Genomic DNA, 23086 nt, shown 5'->3' on the forward strand with positions numbered 1-23086 from the left:
TTACAAGAGAAGCTTTTAGTGACCGGGCTGGGGCTCGAACCCAGGACCCTCTCCTTAAAAGGGAGATGCTCTACCAACTGAGCTACCAGGTCATTTATTATTCCTTCCTTAGCGGCTGCAAATATACAAGCCTTTTTCGGTTCTACAAAACCTTTTTATTAAAAAAATTAGCACAAAACTCAATATTGTTTTTAGGTTATTGTTTTACAATATTTTAGCTCAAAAATTATTTTTCTAATAAATATGCTTGACGTACTTTTTTAAATAAATTTGAAGAATATACAAAGTCTACTACTGCTTTATTATCTGTTTTAAAAATTTCTTTATGAGATCCCTCCCATGCTTTTATTCCATTTTTAAGGAAAACAATCTTATCTCCTATTTCCATCACCGAATTCATATCATGCGTATTTATAACTGTTGTTATTTTATACTCATCCGTAATTTCTTGAATTAAGTTATCTATTACAATTGATGTTTGAGGATCTAAACCTGAATTAGGCTCATCACAAAACAAATATTTAGGGTTCATTACAATCGCTCTTGCAATAGCAACTCGTTTTTGCATTCCACCTGATAACTCTGCAGGAAACTTCTTATTTGAATTCTCTAGGTTTACACGTTTTAAAACAAAATTAACTCTATCTAACATTTCACTTTCTGGTTGCTTAGTAAACATCTTTAGAGGAAACATTACATTTTCTTCAACAGTTTGCGAATCAAACAGTGCACTTCCTTGAAAAACCATTCCTAATTCTTTACGAAAGTTTCTCTTATCCTCAATAGTCATTTCTGTATTCACACGACCATCATAAACAATAGTTCCTTCTTCAGGGATATGCAATCCTATTAGTGATTTTAAAAAAACAGTTTTCCCCGAACCACTTTGCCCAATAATTAAGCTTGTTTCACCAGGCAAGAAAGAAGTTGTAATTCCTTTTAAAATTTCAACACCACTAAACCCTTTATGTAAATTATTTACTTCTATCATTTATGTTAACAACATTTGAGTTAATAAGTAATTAGCGATAACAATAAGAACCGTTGTCCAAACTACCGATTGCGTACTAGCCTTACCTACTTCTAACGAACCTCCTTTTACATAATAGCCATGATATGAAGGTACAGTAGCGATTAAAAAAGCAAAAATTAATGTTTTTATAATTGCATAGGTTAATAAAAACGGATCAAACTCCATCTGTACTCCTGTTATATAATCAACACCAGAGAACAATCCTGAAAGTACACCTGCTATCCATCCTCCAAAAATCCCTAAAAACATTCCAAGAACAATTAAAAAAGGATAAAAAAATACGGTTGCTATTATTTTAGGTAATACTAAATAATTTAAAGAATTAATTCCCATTACCTCTAAAGCATCTATTTGTTCTGTAACCCGCATAGCTCCAATACTAGAAGTTATGTATGAACCTACTTTACCTGCTAAAATAATAGAACAAAATGTGGGAGCAAATTCTAATATAATAGATCGCTTGGCTGCAAAACCTATTAATGATCTTGGTATAAAAGGGCTTTCTAAATTTAAAGCTGTTTGTAAAGCAATTACTCCACCAATAAAAAATGAAATAAAAGATATGATTCCTAACGACTTAAGTCCTAATTCATCTATTTCTCTAAACAAAGCTTCTCTAAAAACACGTGCTCTTTGCGGTCTGGTAAAAACTTGTTTTAGCATGAAAAAGTACTTACCTATATGCTCAATGTAATTCATTAAACTAATTTATTTTTTCTTTTGTGCTAAAGTATTAAAAAACCATTAACTCTTCGCTTTATTATATCTTTTAGTATACGTTTCCTTACCTTTGATTTTATAATTTTAAAATTTAGAATGAAAAAAATCATCCCTTTAATAGCTTTAGCTATAATTTGTTTGTGTAGCTTTATACCTAATAATAAAAAAAACACTAAAAAACCTAAACTAGTTGTTGGTGTTGTTATAGATCAAATGCGTTATGATTACCTTGCCCGATTTGCTAGTAAATATGGTGCAGATGGCTTTAACCGTTTATTAAACAATGGTTTTTCATTAGAAAATGCTCATTATAATTACATACCTACTTATACTGCTGTTGGCCATACATCAATTTTTACAGGTACAACACCCACAAACCACGCCATAATTAGTAATAACTGGTATGATAAATATTTAAAAGAAACTATTTATTGTGTTGATGATAGCAAGTACAAAACTGTTGGTAATAATGGTGGTGGCGGTAAAAAATCACCTAAAAGAATGCTAACCACAACCGTTACCGATCAATTAAGATTAGCACAAAATATGAATGGAAAAACCATTGGTATAGCTATTAAAGATCGTTCAGCTATTTTACCTGCTGGTCATACGGCAAATGCTGCTTACTGGTTTGATGGTGGAAATCAAGGAGACTGGATTACTTCTTCTTACTATATGAATGAACTTCCTAATTGGGTTGAAAAATTTAACAATTCTAAAATTGTAGATGGTTATTTAAAACAACCATGGGAAACGTTATATGATATTAACACGTACAGTGAAAGTATTGCTGATGATAATAATTTCGAAGCTCCTTTTAAAGGTGAAGATAAACCTGTATTTCCTCATAATATACCTAAATTAAGAAGTAAGAATAACAATTACAGTATTATAAAAGCCATTCCTGCAGGAAACTCTTTAACTACCGATTTTGCAAAAGCGGCTATTATTGGAGAAAATTTAGGGAAATCATCATATACCGATTTTTTAACAGTTAGTTATTCTTCTACAGATTATGTTGGACATCAGTTTGGTGTTGCTTCTAAAGAAATTGAAGATACTTACTTACGTTTAGACAGAGATTTAGCGAACTTGTTCCAATTTTTAGATACTCAAGTTGGCAAGAATAATTACACATTATTTTTAACAGCAGATCATGCAGCTGTACAAGTACCTTCTTATTTACAATCAGTTAAGATCCCTGCAAATTATTTCAGTTATAAGAAGTTTAGAGAATTTGTAAATAATATTACCAAAAAATATTTTAATTCTGACGCTTTAGTTGAAAATATTTCTAATTTTCAAATTTTCTTAGATAAAGAAAAAATAGAATCGTTAAATTTAAATTCAAATGAAGTTGCTCAAAAAATAGCTGATGAAGTTATTAACTACAAAGGCATTTATAAAACTGCAACCGCAAGAACTTTACAAACAACTTCTTTTACCTCTGGTATTTTAAACTCGCTACAAAATGGATATAATCAAAAATTTTCAGGTGATGTTTTATTAGTTCCAAGTCCTTCAACGATTAGTTATCCTAAGAAAGGAACAACTCATGGTTCAGGGTATTCTTATGATACACATATACCTATTATTTTTTACGGTAATGGTATTAAACAAGGCTCGTCTAAAGAAAAATATGAAATTATAGATATTGCTCCTACCATCTCTAATTTACTTCAAATAGAGTTTCCTAATGGTGCAACGGGTAAAATTATAACAGAAGTTTTAAACTAAATAAAGGCGCTCAATGAGCGCCTTTATTATTCAAACAAATATACATCATAAGGTGGTTATATATTTCTCTACTCTATAATCTAAATATATAATTGAAAAACAAAACCATCCTCTAAAAAATTAGAAACATTTCTTTATAAAAAGTCACTTTTTTAATTTGGGTTATTTAAGATTATAAGTGCTGCAATAACACCTGGTACCCAACCACAAAGGGTTAATAAAAAAACAATTATTACCGATCCACATCCTTTTCCTAAAACGGATAATGGAGGAAAGAAAATTGCTAATAAAACTCTTAATAAACTCATAGTATTTTTATTGGTTAATATACTATAAAGACGAACATCTTTACTATTTGTTACAAAAAACCCCGCTATTAGCGAGGTTTTTTTAATTTTATAACAAAATATATTTATATCAAATGAAAAGCTACATTTGTTTTCCAAAAAATATTGCATTCATTAACAACTTGTTCGTTCCAAACCAAAAGCCTCTAAAATTTGTATTATCTGTAAAAACAATAACTCGTCCTGCTCCTAGTCTTTCAACTTTAAACGGAACAGTATTTTTTAAGGCTTTTAAATTTTCTTTAGATATATAACCACTCAACAAAGGATTACTTGTGTATTGAATTGGATTATTATAACTCTTAACATCAGCTTGAATAAACTGACGTGTGTTTCTAAACAATGCTATTTTATTATTCTTATAACCAAAATTTACAGGGTGAGAACGATCAATATTTGCTTCAAAAATAGCTCCTCCAATTACTTGTGCTCCTGATTGTAATCCTTTATTCTCAAATGAAACATTTTCAACTTTATCAATCTTAGTTTTATTAAATTTCAAATTAATAAAACTCTTATTAGCTAGCCAATTAACCGCATTTCTATACCCTATTAAAACTCCACCATTACGAACCCAAACTTTTAATTTACCTTCTAAGTTCTTATCTATAGAATAACTATTTGGTACAATAATCGTTGTGTATTTACTCAAATTAATTCGCGATGCATATGAAACGTCTAATTTTGTTAGTTTCATATTAAAACGTTGATCTAATAAATGCCAAATTTCACCTGCATCATAACTCGTCATTCCATTACCCACTAGCATTGCTACCTTTTTAGGTTTTATTGCTCTAAAATTCCTACTTCCTAAATCAATTCCATCATTTAATCCTGTAGCAACACCTTTTATTTCAATATGATTCTCTAAAGCAATTTTATCTAAAAAATTAAACAACTCTAATCCTGTTAACTTTTGATTTTGTGCAGGTATAAAAATTGTACCATAGTCAAATGATTCATTTTCATTTTTAAATTGCTTCATTGCTACTTTTGCTCTCAAACCTTTTGCTAAAATGCTATTTAATGCTTTTGGCGCTTCATATTCATTCCAAGAAAACAAATAACCAACACTACTTTTACTCTTTATAACTCCTTCTTTTTTCTTTAATTCTACAATCTCTTTTCCTGCTTTCGATAATGAAATATTCTCAGAGAAATCCACTCCAAATGCATGATTAAATGTCCATGCAGAAACATCGTAAAACAAACTATCTTTAAAAGTTGTTCGAACATCGAACATTGCTTTTACCAATCGATTATTTTTCTGATTCATTGGTACAACATAACTATACCCTTTTTTAAAATGTTTACCTTTAGATGAAAAACTTTCTTTTAGTTCATGTATTTTAATTTTATGTCTTTTTAAAACCTTTGCTAAATGATACGTTTTTACTGCATCTTTTTCATCACCAAAAATAATTGCTTTATTTTCACCTGAATTTCGTGAGTTCTTATAAAAGTCTTGCTGATACTTTAATATTTTTACTCGCATGTTTTTAGCTGCTTCTAAAGTTGATAAAGTAGCTGTAAATTGATTACGAATGGTGAATGGAAATGTTAACACCCCGTTTTCACTTTCTTGTGCATGTCCTCGAGAACTACCTTGCTCAAATAAAATTCCGATACTTCCATTTATATCTGGAAATGTTGATCCTTTTCCGTAATAAAAGTCATCAAAACTTTCTTCTGAATAGTAAGTAGAACCTATCTTATCAAAAGCTTTGGCATGGTATGTACCTATTTCTTTTGTTAAGTCTTGATTTATTTGTGGTGTTAACGGATTTGTTCTGCTAGGTATTCCTGGCTGAAAAAAGAACGTTGAATTTGTTCCCATTTCATGATGATCTGTTAAGATATTTGGCAACCATTTATGAAATGATGCTATTCTTGCTTTAGATTCTGGTAATTGAACAGGTAACCAATCTCTATTCATATCAAACCAATAATGATTTGTTCTTCCTCCAGGCCAAACTTCATGATATTCTCTATCATTCGGATCTGGATTTATATTATTTGCTTTATTTGTATTTGCCCAATATGCGAAACGCTGTAATCCATCTGGATTTAATGACGGGTCAAATAAAATTATCGTATTAGCTAACAACTCATCTATTTTCTCTCCCTCAGCTGCTGCTAAATAATACGCTGATGCCAATGCCGAATTTGTTCCACTTGCCTCATTTCCATGAATAGAAAACCCCTGATACACAATTATAGGTTGTTTAGAAACATCTATAGAAGCATTATCTGTTGCTTTTATATGTTGTTTTCTAATTTCTTCTAAATTTTGTTGATTTTTAGATGAAGTAATTGTTAGTAATAATAAAGGTTTCCCTTCATATGTTTTACCTCTATTTTCAATAGAGATTCTATCTGAAGCTTTTTCCAAAGCCTTCATATATTCTACTAACTTATCGTGTGTAATATGCCACTCACCTACTTCATGCCCTATTACAGATTTTGGTGTTGGTATTTTTTTATTATAAGATACATCTTTTGGTAAGTAATACGATAAATCTATTTTTTGCTGAGCAACTATTTTTATCGATGTTAAAATCAATAGGAATAAAAAAACTTTTTTCATTAATTGGAAGTTATTTGATAGATTAATAAATATATTAAAAGCGTTATTTTATATAATATAAGCCTATAAAACAATAACTTAAAAGTCTAGATAAAAAAGACCTATTAAACAGCCTCTAACCTATTAATCTAAACCTCAATCATATAAATTAAAACTCTTTATATTACTATAGTTAACACTTAAAAACTATAGAGTATTTTTTAAAGTCAGTAGATAATCTACCTATATTTTAATTAAAAAAGCTTTAAAAATATCTAGTTTAGCGCAGTCGAAACTTATTTTTAATAAAAAAATCTAAACTTAGAGCATTACTTTCAATCAAATTGTCATTTAATTGAAAGTAATACTTGAACTGACAAGAAGAGTTGCACTCCCCCTAATTAAAGCCAAGCGCTTAATTATATGCATTTAACTACTGATTTCTATATTTTTTTTAATAAAACCATGTAATTAAAATAATTATTTCGTTTTTCTAAACATTAACCAAAAACCAATTAATACTAGAGGAATACTTAATACTTGCCCAGTATTTAATGAATTAAATACCCAATCTTCTCTTCCTTCAACTTGTGCTTGTTTTAAAAACTCAATGAAGAAACGTAACGACCATAACACAACCATAAACAAACCAAATAAAAATCCTGTTTGATTCTTTTTCTCTGTTTTCCAATAAAAGTACCACAGTGCAAAAAACAATGCTAAGTAGCTAAATGCTTCATACAATTGAGTTGGATGACAAGGTACTGTTTCACCAGCTCTTTTAAAGATTACTCCAAAACTAGTTCCTGTAGGTTTACCATAAATTTCAGAATTAAAGAAATTACCTAAACGAATAAAAAATCCTGCTAAGGCAACCATAATTCCTACTCTATCTAAAATAAACAACCAAGGCTTATTTAAATGCTTTTTTGCATAAAAGTATAAAGCTATTGGAATACCAATTGCTGCACCATGGCTTGCAAAACCGGTAAAACCGGTAAATTTCCATGAACCATCAGCCATTTCTTTCATTGGTAAAATTATTTCTAGTAAATGATTTTGGTAATAATCCCAGCTATAAAAGAAAACATCTCCTAAACGCATCCCTATTAACATAGAAACAAATACGTACATAAACAAAGGGTCTAGTTTTTCTACAGCTATTTTATCGTTTATATAAATTTTCTTCATTAAACTAAGTCCTAGCACAAAAGCACCTACAAACATTAAACTATACCAACGTATACCAAAGCTTCCTATTTTCAGGATTTCAGGATCTAAATCCCATACTATAGATAAAAAATTCATTTACTATTAATTATATGTAAGGTCGATCGCAGTCGAAACCTATTTATTAATTTATTATTCTAAAACCTCTCGACTGCGCTCGAAGTAACGGTTATTTTTCTTTTTTTTCTGGCACAGGGTCATATCCACTTCCTCCCCATGGGTGACAGCTAAATATTCTTTTTGTAGCCAACCAACCTCCATAAAACAAACCATGTTTTTGTAAAGCTTGAATTGTATAACTCGAACATGTTGGACTATACCTACACGTGGCTGGTGTAAATGGTGATATTGCTGTTTGGTAAAAGCGAACCAGTAATATGAATGGATATGTTAGTATTTTTTTCAAATTAAACCCAGTCTTTTTTTAATAACTCATACCTTCTATCAGTACAGTCATCATTTTCGTTATAAAATTCTTCTACAGGTTTTAAAAACTTACTCAACACTTTGTTTGATGCCAGGTTTTCTACCCAAACGTCAGCTGTAATTTTTTCAAATTTCAACTTTATAAAAGAATAATTAATCATTTCCTTTGTTATTTCTGAAGCATAACCTTTACCCCAAAAGGATTTTCTAAAACGATACCCTAATTCTCTCTCTTTTTTATTGTTTGTTAAAAAACCAGCTAAACCTATTAGTTCATTTTTATTTTGTTCAAAAATACCTAAAAGACTAATACTATTCTCCCCTATATTCCCATCAAAAGAAAGTGCTATTTGAAATTTCATTTCAATATTTTCTTTCGATGGTTTTTTTTGAGGAATAGCACTAATTATTTCTTCTGCTGTTAATAATTCAACAAATTCTTTTCTATGAACCTCAGCAATTGGCTTAACTAAAAGTCTTTCTGTTTTAAAAACCATCTAATTTTTAGTTTATAGAAAAACTTGTACCATCTTTACCATCTTTTAACTGAATATCTAATGCTAATAACCTGTCACGTATTTCATCAGATAACGCCCAATTTTTATTTTCTCGTGCTTCTTTTCGCATTTCAATTAACATTTCAACAACACCACTTAGTTTACCTGAATTGTTTCCTTCAGCTTTTTCATTCATCAATCCTAAAACATCAAAAACAAAAGCATTTATTGTTTTAATAAACACTTCTAAATCTTCAGTTGTTAAACTAGCATTTCCTTCTTTTATTTGATTAATATTTTTTACAGCTTCAAATAAATGTGAAATTAGCACTGGCGTGTTAAAATCATCATTCATTGCAGCATAACAATCATTTTTCCAACTATTAACATCAAAGGTTGATGTTTTGCTTGCTTCAATTTTGTCTAAATAATTAACAGCCTCCATTAGTTTTGAATGCCCTTTTTCTGAAGCTTCTAAAGCTTCTCCAGAAAAATCTAGAATACTTCTATAATTTGCTTGCATGTTAAAAAAACGAACTACACTTGCTGAAAATGCTTTTCCTAAAACATTATTTTCTCCTGTTAAAATTTCGTTAGGCAAAATGAAATTACCTGTTGATTTAGCCATTTTTTGACTATTTAACAACAGCATGTTAGTATGCATCCAATAATTTACTGGAGATACACCACTACATGTTTGAGATTGTGCAATTTCACATTCGTGATGTGGAAATTTTAAATCCATTCCACCTCCATGAATGTCAAATTTTTCTCCTAAATATTTTGTACTCATTACTGAACATTCTAAATGCCAACCAGGAAAACCATCACTCCAAGGAGAAGGCCAACGCATAATATGACGTTCGTCTGCTTTTTTCCAAAGGGCAAAATCTTGTGGATTTTTCTTATCTGACTGTCCGTCTAAAGTTCGTGTATTATGAATTGCATCTTCAATTTTTCTACCTGAAAGAATTCCGTAGTTACCAGTTTCATTATATTTTAATACATCAAAATATACAGACCCATTAACTTCATAAGCAAAGCCTTTTTCCATGATTTCTTTAATCATTTCAATCTGCTCTACAATATGACCTGTTGCAGTTGGCTCTATACTAGGTGGTAAAAAATTGTAATTTTTTAAAACATCATGAAAATCTACAGTATAACGCTGTACTACTTCCATTGGCTCAATTTCTTCTAAACGGGCTTTCTTAGCGATTCTATCTTCCCCTTCATCTGCATCATTTTCTAAATGGCCTGCATCAGTAATATTACGTACATAGCGTACTTTATACCCTAAATGTAATAAATAACGATATACCACATCAAAGAACATAAATGTACGTACGTTTCCTAAATGGGCATTGCTATATACTGTAGGACCACAAACGTACATACCTACATATCCGTCGTTTACAGTTTTAAAAAGCTCTTTGTTTTTTGATAAAGAATTATATACCTTTAATTGATTTTCTTCGTATAATTTCATAGGAAAAGTGACTATTTACAGATGCTAAAGATAGGCACTTTATAAGGAATAATGAAATGTAATTTTAGTGAAGTTTTTGTTAAAATATAAAACTTATTTTAGCTTTATATTACTATAATTAGCAGTTAAAATAAATTTATTCTTAGATGTTTTTGATGGATGTGTAAACTTTACTGATAAATCTCGTTTTTTAAGTGTTTTATTAAAATACCCAATTACATCGTCATATTCAAATTTCCCTTTTTTACTATCAATGCTTATTGTTGTATCTAAATCGGATACTTTAATCGTACTATTTGAATAATTTAAAAATATTTTTAATAAATTAAAGTCAGAAATCACTTTATTTATTGATAACTCTCCAAATTCACTATCTATTTCTGTATTTTCACGAACAACATCAATAGTTAATCCCGATGAATTAGCTTTTAAAGTTGTATTAGCAACCGATGCTATATGAGCATCGGTTACGTTATTTAAAAACACAGTACATGCGTTTAATGAATTTATGTTTACTGGCGAAAACGAAATATTTAATTTACCTCCGTTTAATACATCCGCTTTAAAAGTACCATAACTTACTTTTCCTGAAGCTTTTGTTTTTGGTAATTTAACTTTACAGTGACGTGTATTTAAATCGAAAGTAGCGTTTTTGGGCACTTTAATAACAAGTTTCTTAGTTACCTTAACTTTTTTACCATCAACCATAAAGTTATTACTACCTGTTGAATAAGAATAATGAACATTTTTAACTTCTTTTCTCACTCTCTTAATCTCCTCTCGAGCTTTTAACAATTCTCTTCTTACTTCCTTTCTATTTACTCTCTTAATCTCAGCTCTCGCTTTTGCTATCTCCCTTTTTAATTCTTTTTTATTTAGGGTAGCTCTAACTTCTTTTAATTCTTTTTTAAGTGCTATTTTTCTTTTTTCTTGTGCTTTTTTAAACTTTTTATACTTTTTACTCTTTTTAAACGCTTCCCATTCTTTTTTTGATTTTATTGTAATATCATTAACACCATCTTTCCATTGAAAAAAATAAGTCCCTCCATCTTTTGCATATTTATCAAAATCGAACTCTATATGATCTAAACCAGATACTATTTCTTCAAAATTAATTTCAGGTATAACTATTTCAGGTAACTCTGGCATTTCTGGTATCTCAATTTCTGGTATTTCGGGTATTACAATAACCTTACTACCTTCTGTATTATACTGATATATATTAGGATGATTGCTTTTTGATGAATTGAAAAACACAATATTATCATTACCAAAAGAATGAACGTTACTATTATTCGCATTAATTTGTACTTTATTTTTATTACCTAAAGCTTCGAATTTCCAATTTTTAAAATATTTTTCTGCTGCTTTTTTATTAAGGCCTTCAACTTCTATTATCGCTTCAACAGATACTTCATTTTTATTCCATATTGTTACATCGATTGTCGCATTTGATGCATTTATAGTAACTACTGCATCTTTATTTGTTTTAAAATTTTCATTAAATTTTTTATCATATTTCTGAGCAAATACAATACTTGTTACAAGTACCAAAAAAGTACTTATTTTAAATTGCTTGAATGTCATTTTGATTTGTATTTTTAAGTTCATTTAATTGTTTTTGCATACGTTTTAACAGCTGTAAACGCAATTGCAGATTTCCAATCAATGCATTGATGGTATTATCGTTAATTCCTTTGGTATTGAGCTCTTCGGTTAACGATTTATATTCTTTGGTTAATTCGCCAATTTTCGCAAAATAACCGTCAAAAAATTCTTTAGTATCGTCAGTTAATTCTAACTGACTTAATTCATAGTTTATAGTATTAATATAATATGACTCTATTGTTTTTAACTCAGGTGAAACACTTCCTAAACTAATTTCATTTTTATATTCATTTGTAGCAACACTCGTTGGATAAAACTTTACACCTAAACCTAACAACACTAAAATTGATGCAGCAATATATAGCCATTGATATGATTTTTTCTTTGATGATTCACTATGTAATTCTTTCATCAATTTTTGTTGAAACTTTTTTCGATGATCTTTAGAAATATCAACTCGCTTATCATTCCTATTTTTTAAAACTTCTCTAATATCTTTAGACATGATATACTGCTTTTAATTGTTCTTGTAATTTCCTTTTTCCTCTTAACAAATGTGTTCTTGAGGTTGCTTCTGAAATTCCTAATATTTTAGAAATTTCTCCATGATCATATCCTTCTAACAAAAACAGGGTTACTACTATTTTATATTTATCTTTTAATTGCTGAATACAACTTATAATTTCTTTATGAGAAATTGCAGGAGCTATACTCCAGTCTTCTTCATCGACCATCACACTTGTTTCTTCATTTATAGAAACGAATGCTATTTTTTTCTTTTTTAACCAGTCAATACTTTGATTAATTACAATTCTTTTTAACCAAGCTCCAAATACGACCTCTCCTTTATAATTACCTATATGCTTAAACGCTTTTAAAAATGCTTCTTGCATTATATCTTCAGCTAAAAATTTATCATTTACATAACGATATGCTATGGTAAGCATCGCTTCGCAATACAAATCATACAATTGCATTTGTGCTTTTGCTTCATTGTTTTTACATGCATCTATAATTGATTGATGTAACTGTTTGGTTGACTTCATTTTTTATTTCTTACACTAAAGACGATACTTTTTATGCTTCGTTGCACTTTGCTTAATTTTTTATTTTTAAATTTACCTTATTATTTCTTTTTTACTTTACATGACTCATAAAAAAAAATCTGCTCTTTCTGAAAAAGATGGTATTTCTCAACCAGAAACTACTAGCAAATCTTCTGCTGAAAAAATAAAATTAAGCAGAAAAAAAAGAATAACTACTCAAGAATTTGTTTCTCAAATTTTAACAGGAAGTATTACGTTTTTAAGTAGAGCTATTACCTTGGTTGAAAGTACCAATACAAAACATCAACAACAAGCTAATGAAATCTTAGAAGCTTGTTTACCATACGCAAACAAATCGATAAGAATAGGAATTACAGGTGTTCCTGGTGTTGGAAAAAGCACTTTTATTGAAGCTTTTGGTAAGCATCTAACCTCATTAGGTAAAAAAGTAGCTGTTTTAGCTGTTGACCCAAGTAGCTCTGTAAATAAGGGAAGTATTTTAGGTGATAAAACGAGAATGGAAGAATTAGTTACTGATAAAAATGCATTTATCCGACCATCTCCTTCAGGTTCTTCACTAGGCGGTGTTGCTCAAAAAACAAGGGAATCTATTATTTTATGTGAAGCCGCAGGTTTTGATACTATTGTTATAGAAACCGTTGGTGTTGGGCAGTCTGAAACTGCTGTGCATTCTATGACCGATTTCTTCTTACTCTTAAAACTAGCAGGTGCTGGTGATGAATTACAAGGAATAAAAAGAGGTATTATTGAAATGGCTGATGCTATTGTTATTAATAAAGCAGATAGTGGTAATGAAAAGAATGCTAAGATTGCAAAAGTTGAATTTAACAGAGCTTTGCATTTATATCCGCCAAAAGATAGTGGATGGCAACCAAAAGTTTTACTAGCAAGTGCACTTCATTACAAAGGTATTGATGCTATTTATAGCATGATTAATGAGTATATAAATTCAGTAAAAAACACTTCTTTTTTTCAACAGAAAAGAAATGATCAAAATAAATATTGGTTATTAGAAACCATTAATCAGCAACTAAAAAACAATTTTTATAACAATTCTGATATAAAAAAATTATTAAAAGATGAGTTTAAAAATTTAGAAAATGGTAAAACAACTCCTTTTACAGCCGCAACTCGATTACTAAACAAAAACTATGAATGATAACTCTTTAACTTGGAATGATTTTACAAAAGTAGAAATGCGAATTGGTACAATTATTTCTGCTGAAATATTTGAAGAAGCAAGAAATCCTGCTTATAAAATGCAAATTGATTTTGGTGAATACGGTATTAAAAAAACTTCTGCTCAAATAACCAAACTATACACTCCTAAAGAATTAATAGGCAACCAAATTGTTGCTGTTATTAATTTCCCTAAAAAACAAATAGCAACTATAATGAGTGAATGTTTGGTTTTAGGTGGTATTGGTGACAATAAAGAGGTTACACTTATTTCTCCTGAAAGAAAAATTAAGAACGGAACAAGGATTGGCTAACTTTTAACTTAATCTATATTTTTTTTATCTTATTTTTCTCAAAACAAATTACACTATTAACACTCTTAATTGCTAAACTAATGTACTTAAAATTTGAAACAGAAAGATTATTTATTAGACCAACTTCTGAAGAAGATGCTGAATTAATTCAGCAAATAATGAGCACTCCTAAGTTCATTAAATATGTTGGGGATAGAAAAATTAATTCAATTGAAGATGCTAAAAAGTATATTCAAACCAAGATGCTACCGCAATTACATAAGCTCGGATTTTCTAGTTATACATTAATTACAAAAATCGATGGTAATAAAGTTGGTACTTGTGGGCTTTTTAACAGAGAGGGAATAGATGGTATTGATATAGGTTTTGGTCTTTTACCTCAATACGAAGGCCTAGGTTATGCCTATGAAGCATCTAACAGAGTAATGAAAGCTGCTTTTGAAGACTTTAAACTTAAAGCTATTAAAGGTATTACATCAAAAGAAAACATTTCTTCTCAACGCCTTCTAGAAAAACTAGGCTTAGAAATGACAGGTACTACTAAGCTTCCAGATGAAAATGAAGAGATATTGCTTTATGTAAAAAATAACAAATCTGTATAAGTTTAACTAGCAATAATTGGAAAGTAATTAATATAAACAAATATCGAAATTCCTTTTTTTTATAGAAAAACTAACTTTAGAATATAAATTGTTAAAACGAATTCATATTCACAATAACATTAGTAATAAATTTAAAAATTAGACTCTAAACGTAATGAATAAATTTAGCTTTGAAAATAGCATATCAAGAAATAAAAACTTCTTAATAAACTTATCAAATGAAAATAACAGTTCTGATTATTTAGATTACTTAATTAATAATTTTTGTGGTACTATAGTTAATAGTATTTCAGAAATTTCAAGTAATTATGGAATTAGATTGTATGTAATTGGAGATATCAAACATATAAAAAATGACACAAGGACGGTTTTCATAATTAAAGATTTATCTTCTAATTATGAAAACTTAACGAATGACAATTTTCATTTAATTCAACTTGGTCAAGTTCCGATAAATATTCATAATGCAGGAGTGTTTTACAGAAGGTATTTTGATACTGATAATTTCTTTAGCAATATAGAATCTGAACATAAGTTTCAAAATTTAACAGAGTCAAATAAACAATCTACGGCTTTAAGAAAAGGAATTTATTTAAGTAATGTTATCAAACAAAAGAAAGATAAAACAGAATCGCTACATTTCCATTTATTAAGGTGTTCTAGTAACTTAACGGGCCCTACTGATAATTTTAGACCAACAGATAATCAAATTATTGATTCTCTAAACAAAGCTATAAAGTTTGATTTTGAAAAAGAAACAAAATTAAATCATGTTTTAGCACAAATTTATCTAAATAAAAAAAACGAATTAAATTCAAAAGAAGTTAAAGCTAAAATTGGTGCACATTCTGATAAAACCAAAGACATGGCACAAGAAGGTCTTATTACTTTTTGTACTTTTTATGATAAAATAAATTTTGAATACTTATCTCCTTCTAAAACAGATAAGTTTGATTGGGTTTATAAAAAAAATAGTGGATTTACAAGACTTCTTTTTAAGTTAAAAACTACTGTCAATGACAACTCTTTAATTAAGGAGTTTAGTGTAACATTATATCCAAATTCTGTTTTCTCCATACCACTTTCAACTAATAGGCTATATACACATGAAATTAGACCTTCAGTACTAAGTATCGATAAAATACCTGTTAGAATGGGCTATGTAATTCGTTGTTCAAATTTAGAGGCAGTATATGAAAATAATGAAACCTTTATTAAAGAAAATGGGCATTTAATCAGATTAGAGCAGATGAATAATGAAAATATGGAAAACTTGAGAGATTCTTATTACAAAGAAAACAAATTTGAAAAAAGTGTAGATTATGGTAAAATTCATTTTAGTATGAATTCTGGAGATTACAAAAAACCAATATATTAAATAGCAAAACATTAGTAATGAGTCTAAGTGAATTCACAAAAATAACATTGCCTTTTAAGCAGAATCTATTCAATGAATTATCTAACCAAATCTGTTTTGAAAATATTGGAAAAGGAAGGCTTGGAAATCATTTAATTAAAACTAGCGATAAAGGCATTCCTATTGTTAGAACAACGACTCAATATAATATTCCTACTCATAATTTTTCTTCTACTCACAATACAATTATAAAAAGTATAAATGACAGTCTTGAGGATTTAACACCTATTAATTTCAATAATGCCTTAATAGAAATTTACGACTCAAGTTATACTAAAATGAAATATCATTCAGACCAATGTTTAGACTTAGCTCCTAATTCTTATATCGCTCTTTTTTCTTGCTATGAAAAACCGAATGAATTAACAGAACAAAGCATTAGAAAACTAAAAATTAAAGACAAAATAACTGATAAAGAATTTGAAATTCTCTTAACTCATAATTCTTTAATTTTATTTTCATTGCCACTTAATTCTAGGTTTTTTCATAAAATTGTTTTAGAACAAGTTCCAAAACAAAAACCTTTGAAATCTGAAAATAAATGGCTTGGAATAACTTTCAGGGAATCTAAAACTTTTATTCAATTTAAAAATAATCAACCATACTTTACTAATGGCAAATTATTAAAATTAGCAAATGATATTCAAAGAAAAGAATATTATACACTACGAGGAGAAGAAAACAGGAGTCTAAATTTTACTTATCCAAAAATTGATTATACGCTTAGTAAAGCAGATATTATTATGCCTAAATAAATTACAAAAAATAATAACACAACTTATGATTATTGCTTTTGATACTTACTACTACGAAAATAAAGCCAAAACTATTGGTGTTAGTTTTAATAAATGGGAAAATGATAAACCTATTGAAATTTATAGCGAAATAATTGAAGGAATAGCAGCATACGAACCTGGTTCTTTCTATAAAAGAGAAATGCCTTGTATATTAAGCTTATTAAAAAAAATAGATTTGAATGATGTTCAATTTATTATTGTTGATGGCTATGTTATATTAGATGACGATGGAAAGTATGGTTTAGGAGGACATTTGTATGAAAAAATAGGTGAAAAAATTCCGATTATTGGAGTTGCAAAATCAGGATACGATTCAAACAAACTCAATTCCAAAGCACTTTTAAGAGGAGAAAGTAAAAAACCTCTTTATATATCGGCAATAGGAATTGAACTAAACTTAGCTTTTAAGTATATAAAATCAATGCACGGGAATTACAGAATGCCTACGCTACTGCAAATAATGGATACAAAAACAAAAGAAAGTTAAAGTTATTAACTTTCTTTTGTTTTTCTTTTTACCACCAAAATTTAAAATACTTAATTAATAAAAATTTAAATTTCTTTCTTTTTAAAACGAATTCATATTCTTAATAGAATTGTGAGTTACCTGATAACAAAACTTAAATGAACCCAAAAATATTTAAACCTAATCAAGATTTAAAAGAATTTGTTAAATCTTATTGGACGTTAGAAGGAACTAAAGACGCAACACCAAACAAAAATACGATTGTTCCAGACGGTACAATGAAATTAATTTTTCATTATGGAGACTTGTATTGGCATCACCCTGAAAATGGAGATAGTTTTTTACAACCAAGATGTTTTTTAATTGGCCAACTTACCAAACCTTATATTGTAGAACCTGACGGAGATACTGGAACATTTGTTGTTCGGTTTCACCCAAATGGTTTTTCACCTTTTACCACAATTCCGATTAAAGAAATGGAGAATACACCTATTTCGCTAGAAAGGTTATTTGGAAAAGAAGGACAAAAGCTTGAATTTAAGATTTTGAACGCAAATGGTGTTTTAAAAAGAATTGAGATCATTGAATCTTTTTTATTAAGCAAATTAAAAAATAAAAAATTGACAGACAAAGTTGTAAAATCAACAATTAAGACAATTACAACAGCTAACGGACAAATTCCAATTAACGAGCTTTCTAAACAAGGTCATCTTAATAGAAGAGTTTTATCGCGAAAATTTAATACAACCGTTGGGTTAAGTCCTAAACAACTTTCAAAAATTATACGACTACAATCCTCTCTCAAGATCTTATTAAATAAAGATATTTCTAAACTTACCGATTTAGCTTATGAAAATGATTATTTTGACCAAGCACACTTTATAAAAGATTTTAACGAATTTACAGGTACTACTCCTAAAGAATTTTACAAAGACCATTTAAAAATGTCATTAATTTTCGAAAAACTAAATTAATACTGTCCCATTTTTACAATTTTAAAGATTTATAGATTTGCAACTTTGTACTCGAATTTAAAATAGTTTAAAATGAAGAATGCAAATCCTGTATGTTGGTTTGATATTAATGTAGCAAACCTAGAGCGAGCAAAAAAATTTTATGAATCAGTTTTTAACATAACACTTGTTGATTTACCTATTGAATGGGGAAAACAGTCAACTTTTCCTTTTGAAAACAATGGAACTAACGCTACTGGTGCTTTAATTGAAAAAGAAAACTACATTCCTAATAGTAATAATACTGTCGTTTATTTTTCTTCAAAAGATTGCATTACAGAAGAATCTAGAGTAGAAAAATTTGGAGGAAAACTAATTAAACAAAAAATGTCTATTGGAGAATTTGGGTTTGTTTCAATTTTACAAGATTCTGAAGGCAATACAATTGGCCTTCACTCAAGAGAGTAAAAAAATGAATAATAATAGCGGTTTAAACAAAAAAATTAAACCGTTATTGATTTTAAGCTAGTATCTATAAAAAAAAACGAGTACCACTTAATTTCATATCATTTTTACCATAAATCATATCATTACGAAAACCTTATTCTATATTAACTAATATTACTCCAAAGCCCGCTAGTTTTTTGCAGCTGCCTATATACCTTTAATAAATTAGCATTTTCTGGTTTAGAAAAAGCTGCATCTTCTTCTAAAACACTTATGGCAATTTGGCGTGCCTTCTGTAAAATACCTGAATCTTTAACAACATCTGCAATTTTAAGGTTTAATACTCCACTTTGTTGTGTACCCATAATATTACCAGGTCCACGTAATTTTAAATCTACCTCAGCAATTTTAAATCCATCGGTAGTTTCAACCATCGTTTGTAAACGGGTTTTACTATCTGAAGATAATTTAAAACTCGACAATAAAATACAGTAACTCTGCTCTGCTCCACGCCCTACTCTACCCCGTAATTGATGTAATTGACTTAATCCAAAACGTTCAGCGCTTTCAATAACCATTACCGATGCATTTGGCACATTAACTCCTACTTCAATTACCGTAGTTGCTACCATTATTTGTGTTTCTCCTTTTACAAAACGATTCATTTCATACTCTTTATCCGCAGGTTTCATTTGCCCATGAACAATACTAATTTGATATTTTGGAGAAGGAAAATCACGTGAAATACTCTCATAACCATCCATTAAATCTTTGTAATCCATTGCTTCCGATTCTTGAATTAACGGATACACTACATAAGCTTGACGTCCTTTATTTATTTCATCTTTTAAAAACTTAAATACACTTAAACGATTGCTATCATAACGATGTACTGTTTTAATTTCTTTACGTCCTGGAGGTAATTCATCAATTACAGAAATATCTAAATCACCATAAACCGACATTGCTAATGTTCGTGGAATTGGTGTTGCCGTCATTACCAATACATGTGGAGGTACAGATTTTTTAACCTTTATTAAAGGAAGACTTTTTAATTTAGCTTCTATCCTTGCTATCGTGTTTTCTATAGCTCCTGAAACTTCCTCATCACTTAATCGAATAATCTCGTAACCAAACTCATTTAAAATTGTTGATCGTAAATTAGCTGCTTCTTTCTGCTCAGGTGTAGCGTGGTATTTTCCATTAACCTCTACAATCAATTTTTTCTCTAAGCAAATAAAATCTACCATAAATTCATCAATAATATAATATCTTCTAAATTTAAATCCTGTTTGTTTTGTACTTAAAACCTCCCATAAAGCTCTTTCTTCTTTCGTAGTTTTATTTTTACGTTTTAATGCTATTTCTTTTAATAGTTTATATTCTAATGGATGTGTTGTCATGTATTTTTCACGAACAACTTTTCCTTTTTCCTCAGAAACTCCTTGAACTGGGTTTTTCTCCCATAATTTTGATCGCTGTGCTACTCCAAAACGATGTTGCTCATCAATAATCGAAATCCCTAAATTTTTAAACTGTACTTTATCCTCTAATACTGCATGTGTACCTATTAAAATATGCAATGAACCATCTTCTAACCCTGTATGAATTTCACGTCGTTGTTTTATTTTACTAGAACCTGTTAATAGTGCTATTTTTAGAGGTGTTTCAGCTAATAATTCTACCATTCCGTTATAATGTTGAATTGCTAAAATTTCAGTAGGTGCCATAATTGTTGCTTGGTAGCCATTATCAATCGCTAACAACATCGTTAGTAAAGCAACTATGGTTTTACCAGAACCAACATCTCCTTGCAATAAGCGATTCATATGTACACCTGAACCTATATCTTTACGTATTTCTTTTAAAACTCTTTTCTGTGCATTCGTTAATTCAAAAGGTAAATAATTCTTGTAAAAACCAGTAAAATGATCTCCTACTTTTTCAAAAATATAGCCTTTTATTTTTGACTTCCGAATTAGTTTTTTCTGTAATAATTGAATTTGAATAAAAAATAATTCTTCAAATTTTAATCGATTTTGCGCCTTTGCTAATAGCTCTTGACTTTTAGGAAAATGGATATTTAATAAAGCTTCTTTTTTGCTTAATAATTGATTTTCATTTAATAGATATGCAGGAAGTGTTTCATCTATTAACCCAAAAGTTTGTTGAAACAAATTCTGAATAAAACCACGTAAAATCTTATTACTAATTCCCTTATTAGCCAACTTTTCGGTAGATGGATATACAGGTTGCATAGATGTTTGCAACTTGCTTTTGTACTCTTTTACCGTCTCCATTTCTGGATGTGGCATATTTGCATTGCCGTTATACCAATTTAGTTTTCCGTAAATTACATACGGTACATTAACTTTTAAGCTATCCTTAATCCATTTTGCTCCTTTAAACCAAACTAGTTCTATAAACCCTGTAGCATCAGAAAAAGTAGCAACTAACCTACTTCCTCTTTTCTGTTTTACTTCTTTTATACCAGTAATCTTACCAACAATCTGAACTTCAGAAGTATTCTGCTTTAATTGATTAATTGTATAAAACTGTGTTTTATCAATATAACGAAACGGAAAAAGATGCAACAAGTCATTACATGTTTTTACACCTAACTCGGTATACAACAATTCTGCCCTAGCTACACTAACGCCTTTTATATATGTTACAGGATGATTTAAATTCATTGAGAACGAAAATACAAAAAGCCATTAAAATCAACTATCTTTGCACTCTTAAATTCATCAAATGAGATTACATAGAAATTTAGTTTACGCAGTAATTGATAGTTTACGCGACGTTTTTAATGAAGATGTGTATGCTGATAAAGCTGTTCAAAAGGCACTAAAAAGAGATAAAAGATGGGGAGCACGTGATAGAAAATTTGTTGCTGAAACTATTTATGACATTGTACGATGGAAACGTTTGTATGGTGAAATTGCGAATGTAAAAACTCCATATTCAAGACCTGACTTATGGCGTTTACTAGTAGTTTGGTGTGTATTAAGAGGTATTAAATTACCTGATTGGAACCAAATTGAAGAAACTCCTACTAGGAGAATTAAAGGAAAGTTTGATGAACTTTCTCAAACAAGAAAATATAGAGAATCTATTCCTGATTGGATAGATGAATTAGGTGTTAAAGAATTAGGTGAAGCTGTTTGGACAAAAGAAATTGCTGCTTTAAATAAACAAGCCGATGTTATTTTACGTACTAATACTTTAAACGTAACAAAAGAGCACTTACAAAACGATTTAAAAGCTGAAGGTATAGAAACTGAATTCATTAAAGGATGTGATGATGCTTTACGTTTAGTTGAACGTGCTAATGTTTTTAAAACAGAAGCTTTTCATAAAGGTTTTTTTGAAGTACAAGATGCTTCTTCTCAATTAGTAGCTGCATATTTAGATGTTGAACCAGGTATGAAAGTAATTGATACTTGTGCTGGTGCTGGTGGTAAGACATTACATTTAGCTTCTTTAATGAAAAATAAAGGGCAAATTATAGCGATGGATATTTATGAAAGTAAATTGAAAAAGTTAAAAGTTAGAGCTCGTAGAAATGGAGTTAGTAATGTTAACTTAAAAGTTATTGATTCTACAAAAGTAATTAAAAAGTTATACGGTAAAGCTGATAGAGTTTTAATTGATGCTCCATGTTCTGGTTTAGGTGTTATTCGTAGAAATCCAGATAGTAAATGGAAATTACAACCTGAATTTATTGATAACATCAAAAAAATTCAACAAGACGTTTTACAACAATATTCTAGAATGGTAAAACCTGGAGGTAAATTAGTATACGCTACTTGTTCTGTGCTACCTTCTGAAAACCAAGATCAAGTTAAAACATTTTTAGCTTCTGAAGATGGTAAAGATTTTACCTTTGTAAAAGACAGTAAAGTATTGGCTCATAAATTTGGGTTTGATGGTTTTTATATGGCTCAGTTAGTACGAAAATAATTTTTCACTTTTATTATACAAAACAAAAGGCTCGTGATTTTTAAATCACGAGCCTTTTCAATCAACTATTAAAAACTAATTAATCACTAAACTTTTTGTTAAGTAATTACACTTATAAGACGATACATTTTTTGATTTGTTACACCTCTATTTTTAGTTTAACATTTTTTTAAGATACCCTATATATATAAAATAAGTGTTACTTGTTTTAAATAACTAATTATC

At 29.2% G+C, this 23086-nt stretch carries 22 protein-coding genes and 1 tRNA gene; 10 read left to right on the forward strand and 13 right to left on the reverse strand.

The window, feature by feature from the left end:
• Positions 1 to 19: 19 nt before the first annotated feature.
• The 3 genes from H518_RS21360 to H518_RS0114135 form a co-directional block, all read right to left on the reverse strand.
• Positions 20 to 92 (reverse strand) — tRNA-Lys (locus H518_RS21360).
• Positions 93 to 226: 134 nt separating this feature from the next.
• The gene (locus tag H518_RS0114130; protein WP_028889667.1) at positions 227 to 991 is read right to left on the reverse strand and encodes an ABC transporter ATP-binding protein; all 765 of its coding nucleotides are present in this window, start codon (positions 989 to 991) and stop codon (positions 227 to 229) included.
• Positions 992 to 1732 carry an MlaE family ABC transporter permease gene (locus tag H518_RS0114135; protein WP_028889668.1) on the reverse strand — a complete coding sequence of 247 codons (741 nt, stop codon included), beginning with the start codon at positions 1730 to 1732 and terminating at the stop codon, positions 992 to 994.
• Positions 1733 to 1849: 117 nt separating this feature from the next.
• Here H518_RS0114135 and pafA point away from each other — a divergent pair, with 117 nt between their 5' ends.
• Positions 1850 to 3490 (forward strand): alkaline phosphatase PafA, encoded by a 1641-nt coding sequence (pafA, locus tag H518_RS0114140; protein WP_028889669.1) that lies wholly within the window; start codon positions 1850 to 1852, stop codon positions 3488 to 3490.
• A gap of 152 nt (positions 3491 to 3642) precedes the next feature.
• On the opposite strand, the gene H518_RS20900 is transcribed toward pafA, so the two are convergent.
• The 9 genes from H518_RS20900 to H518_RS0114185 form a co-directional block, all read right to left on the reverse strand.
• Positions 3643 to 3798, reverse strand: coding sequence for a YqaE/Pmp3 family membrane protein (locus H518_RS20900; RefSeq protein ID WP_081411203.1), 156 nt, complete (start codon positions 3796 to 3798; stop codon positions 3643 to 3645).
• 121 nt (positions 3799 to 3919) lie between these two features.
• Positions 3920 to 6424, reverse strand: a complete 2505-nt coding sequence (locus H518_RS0114150) for a M14 family metallopeptidase (RefSeq protein ID WP_028889670.1) — start codon at positions 6422 to 6424, stop codon at positions 3920 to 3922.
• 459 nt (positions 6425 to 6883) lie between these two features.
• On the reverse strand, positions 6884 to 7711 hold the full coding sequence (lgt, locus tag H518_RS0114155; RefSeq protein WP_028889671.1) for a prolipoprotein diacylglyceryl transferase: 828 nt from the start codon (positions 7709 to 7711) through the stop codon (positions 6884 to 6886).
• A gap of 91 nt (positions 7712 to 7802) precedes the next feature.
• The gene (gene yidD, locus H518_RS0114160) at positions 7803 to 8039 is read right to left on the reverse strand and encodes a membrane protein insertion efficiency factor YidD (protein ID WP_028889672.1); all 237 of its coding nucleotides are present in this window, start codon (positions 8037 to 8039) and stop codon (positions 7803 to 7805) included.
• Between the two features lies 1 nt (position 8040).
• Complete coding sequence (locus H518_RS0114165; RefSeq protein WP_028889673.1) at positions 8041 to 8556, reverse strand: GNAT family N-acetyltransferase; 516 nt, start codon at positions 8554 to 8556, stop codon at positions 8041 to 8043.
• A 7-nt stretch (positions 8557 to 8563) separates the two neighbouring features.
• Positions 8564 to 10045, reverse strand: a complete 1482-nt coding sequence (cysS, locus tag H518_RS0114170) for a cysteine--tRNA ligase (protein ID WP_028889674.1) — start codon at positions 10043 to 10045, stop codon at positions 8564 to 8566.
• A gap of 93 nt (positions 10046 to 10138) precedes the next feature.
• A complete protein-coding gene (locus H518_RS0114175; RefSeq protein ID WP_155995231.1) occupies positions 10139 to 11632 on the reverse strand; it encodes a hypothetical protein in 1494 nt (497 codons plus the stop codon).
• On the reverse strand, positions 11613 to 12158 hold the full coding sequence (locus tag H518_RS0114180; RefSeq protein WP_028889676.1) for a hypothetical protein: 546 nt from the start codon (positions 12156 to 12158) through the stop codon (positions 11613 to 11615). Before H518_RS0114180 ends, H518_RS0114175 begins: the two co-directional genes overlap by 20 nt.
• Positions 12151 to 12699: an RNA polymerase sigma factor gene (locus H518_RS0114185; RefSeq protein WP_028889677.1), complete on the reverse strand. Its 549-nt coding sequence runs from the start codon at positions 12697 to 12699 to the stop codon at positions 12151 to 12153. Before H518_RS0114185 ends, H518_RS0114180 begins: the two co-directional genes overlap by 8 nt.
• Positions 12700 to 12799: 100 nt before the next feature.
• Here H518_RS0114185 and meaB point away from each other — a divergent pair, with 100 nt between their 5' ends.
• From meaB to H518_RS0114225, 8 genes are all read left to right on the forward strand, one after another.
• A complete protein-coding gene (meaB, locus tag H518_RS0114190) occupies positions 12800 to 13879 on the forward strand; it encodes a methylmalonyl Co-A mutase-associated GTPase MeaB (RefSeq protein WP_028889678.1) in 1080 nt (359 codons plus the stop codon).
• A complete protein-coding gene (locus tag H518_RS0114195) occupies positions 13872 to 14213 on the forward strand; it encodes a tRNA-binding protein (protein ID WP_028889679.1) in 342 nt (113 codons plus the stop codon). Before meaB ends, H518_RS0114195 begins: the two co-directional genes overlap by 8 nt.
• Before the next feature lie 80 nt (positions 14214 to 14293).
• Positions 14294 to 14815 carry a GNAT family N-acetyltransferase gene (locus H518_RS0114200; RefSeq protein WP_028889680.1) on the forward strand — a complete coding sequence of 174 codons (522 nt, stop codon included), beginning with the start codon at positions 14294 to 14296 and terminating at the stop codon, positions 14813 to 14815.
• A 154-nt stretch (positions 14816 to 14969) separates the two neighbouring features.
• The gene (locus tag H518_RS0114205) at positions 14970 to 16193 is read left to right on the forward strand and encodes a hypothetical protein (RefSeq protein ID WP_028889681.1); all 1224 of its coding nucleotides are present in this window, start codon (positions 14970 to 14972) and stop codon (positions 16191 to 16193) included.
• Positions 16194 to 16210: 17 nt separating this feature from the next.
• Entirely contained in the window at positions 16211 to 16987 is a 777-nt protein-coding gene (locus H518_RS0114210) for an alpha-ketoglutarate-dependent dioxygenase AlkB (RefSeq protein WP_028889682.1), read from the forward strand.
• 25 nt (positions 16988 to 17012) lie between these two features.
• A complete protein-coding gene (locus H518_RS0114215) occupies positions 17013 to 17516 on the forward strand; it encodes an endonuclease V (protein ID WP_028889683.1) in 504 nt (167 codons plus the stop codon).
• Between the two features lie 137 nt (positions 17517 to 17653).
• A complete protein-coding gene (locus H518_RS0114220) occupies positions 17654 to 18469 on the forward strand; it encodes a helix-turn-helix transcriptional regulator (RefSeq protein WP_028889684.1) in 816 nt (271 codons plus the stop codon).
• A gap of 72 nt (positions 18470 to 18541) precedes the next feature.
• On the forward strand, positions 18542 to 18916 hold the full coding sequence (locus tag H518_RS0114225; RefSeq protein ID WP_028889685.1) for a VOC family protein: 375 nt from the start codon (positions 18542 to 18544) through the stop codon (positions 18914 to 18916).
• 143 nt (positions 18917 to 19059) lie between these two features.
• On the opposite strand, the gene H518_RS0114230 is transcribed toward H518_RS0114225, so the two are convergent.
• Complete coding sequence (locus H518_RS0114230) at positions 19060 to 21588, reverse strand: DUF559 domain-containing protein (protein WP_028889686.1); 2529 nt, start codon at positions 21586 to 21588, stop codon at positions 19060 to 19062.
• Positions 21589 to 21649: 61 nt separating this feature from the next.
• On the opposite strand from H518_RS0114230, the gene H518_RS0114235 reads away from it, so the two are divergent.
• Positions 21650 to 22861, forward strand: a complete 1212-nt coding sequence (locus tag H518_RS0114235; RefSeq protein ID WP_028889687.1) for an RsmB/NOP family class I SAM-dependent RNA methyltransferase — start codon at positions 21650 to 21652, stop codon at positions 22859 to 22861.
• Positions 22862 to 23086: the final 225 nt, after the last annotated feature.

The organism is Tenacibaculum ovolyticum DSM 18103, from assembly GCF_000430545.1.
Classification (GTDB): Bacteria; Bacteroidota; Bacteroidia; order Flavobacteriales; family Flavobacteriaceae; genus Polaribacter; species Polaribacter ovolyticus.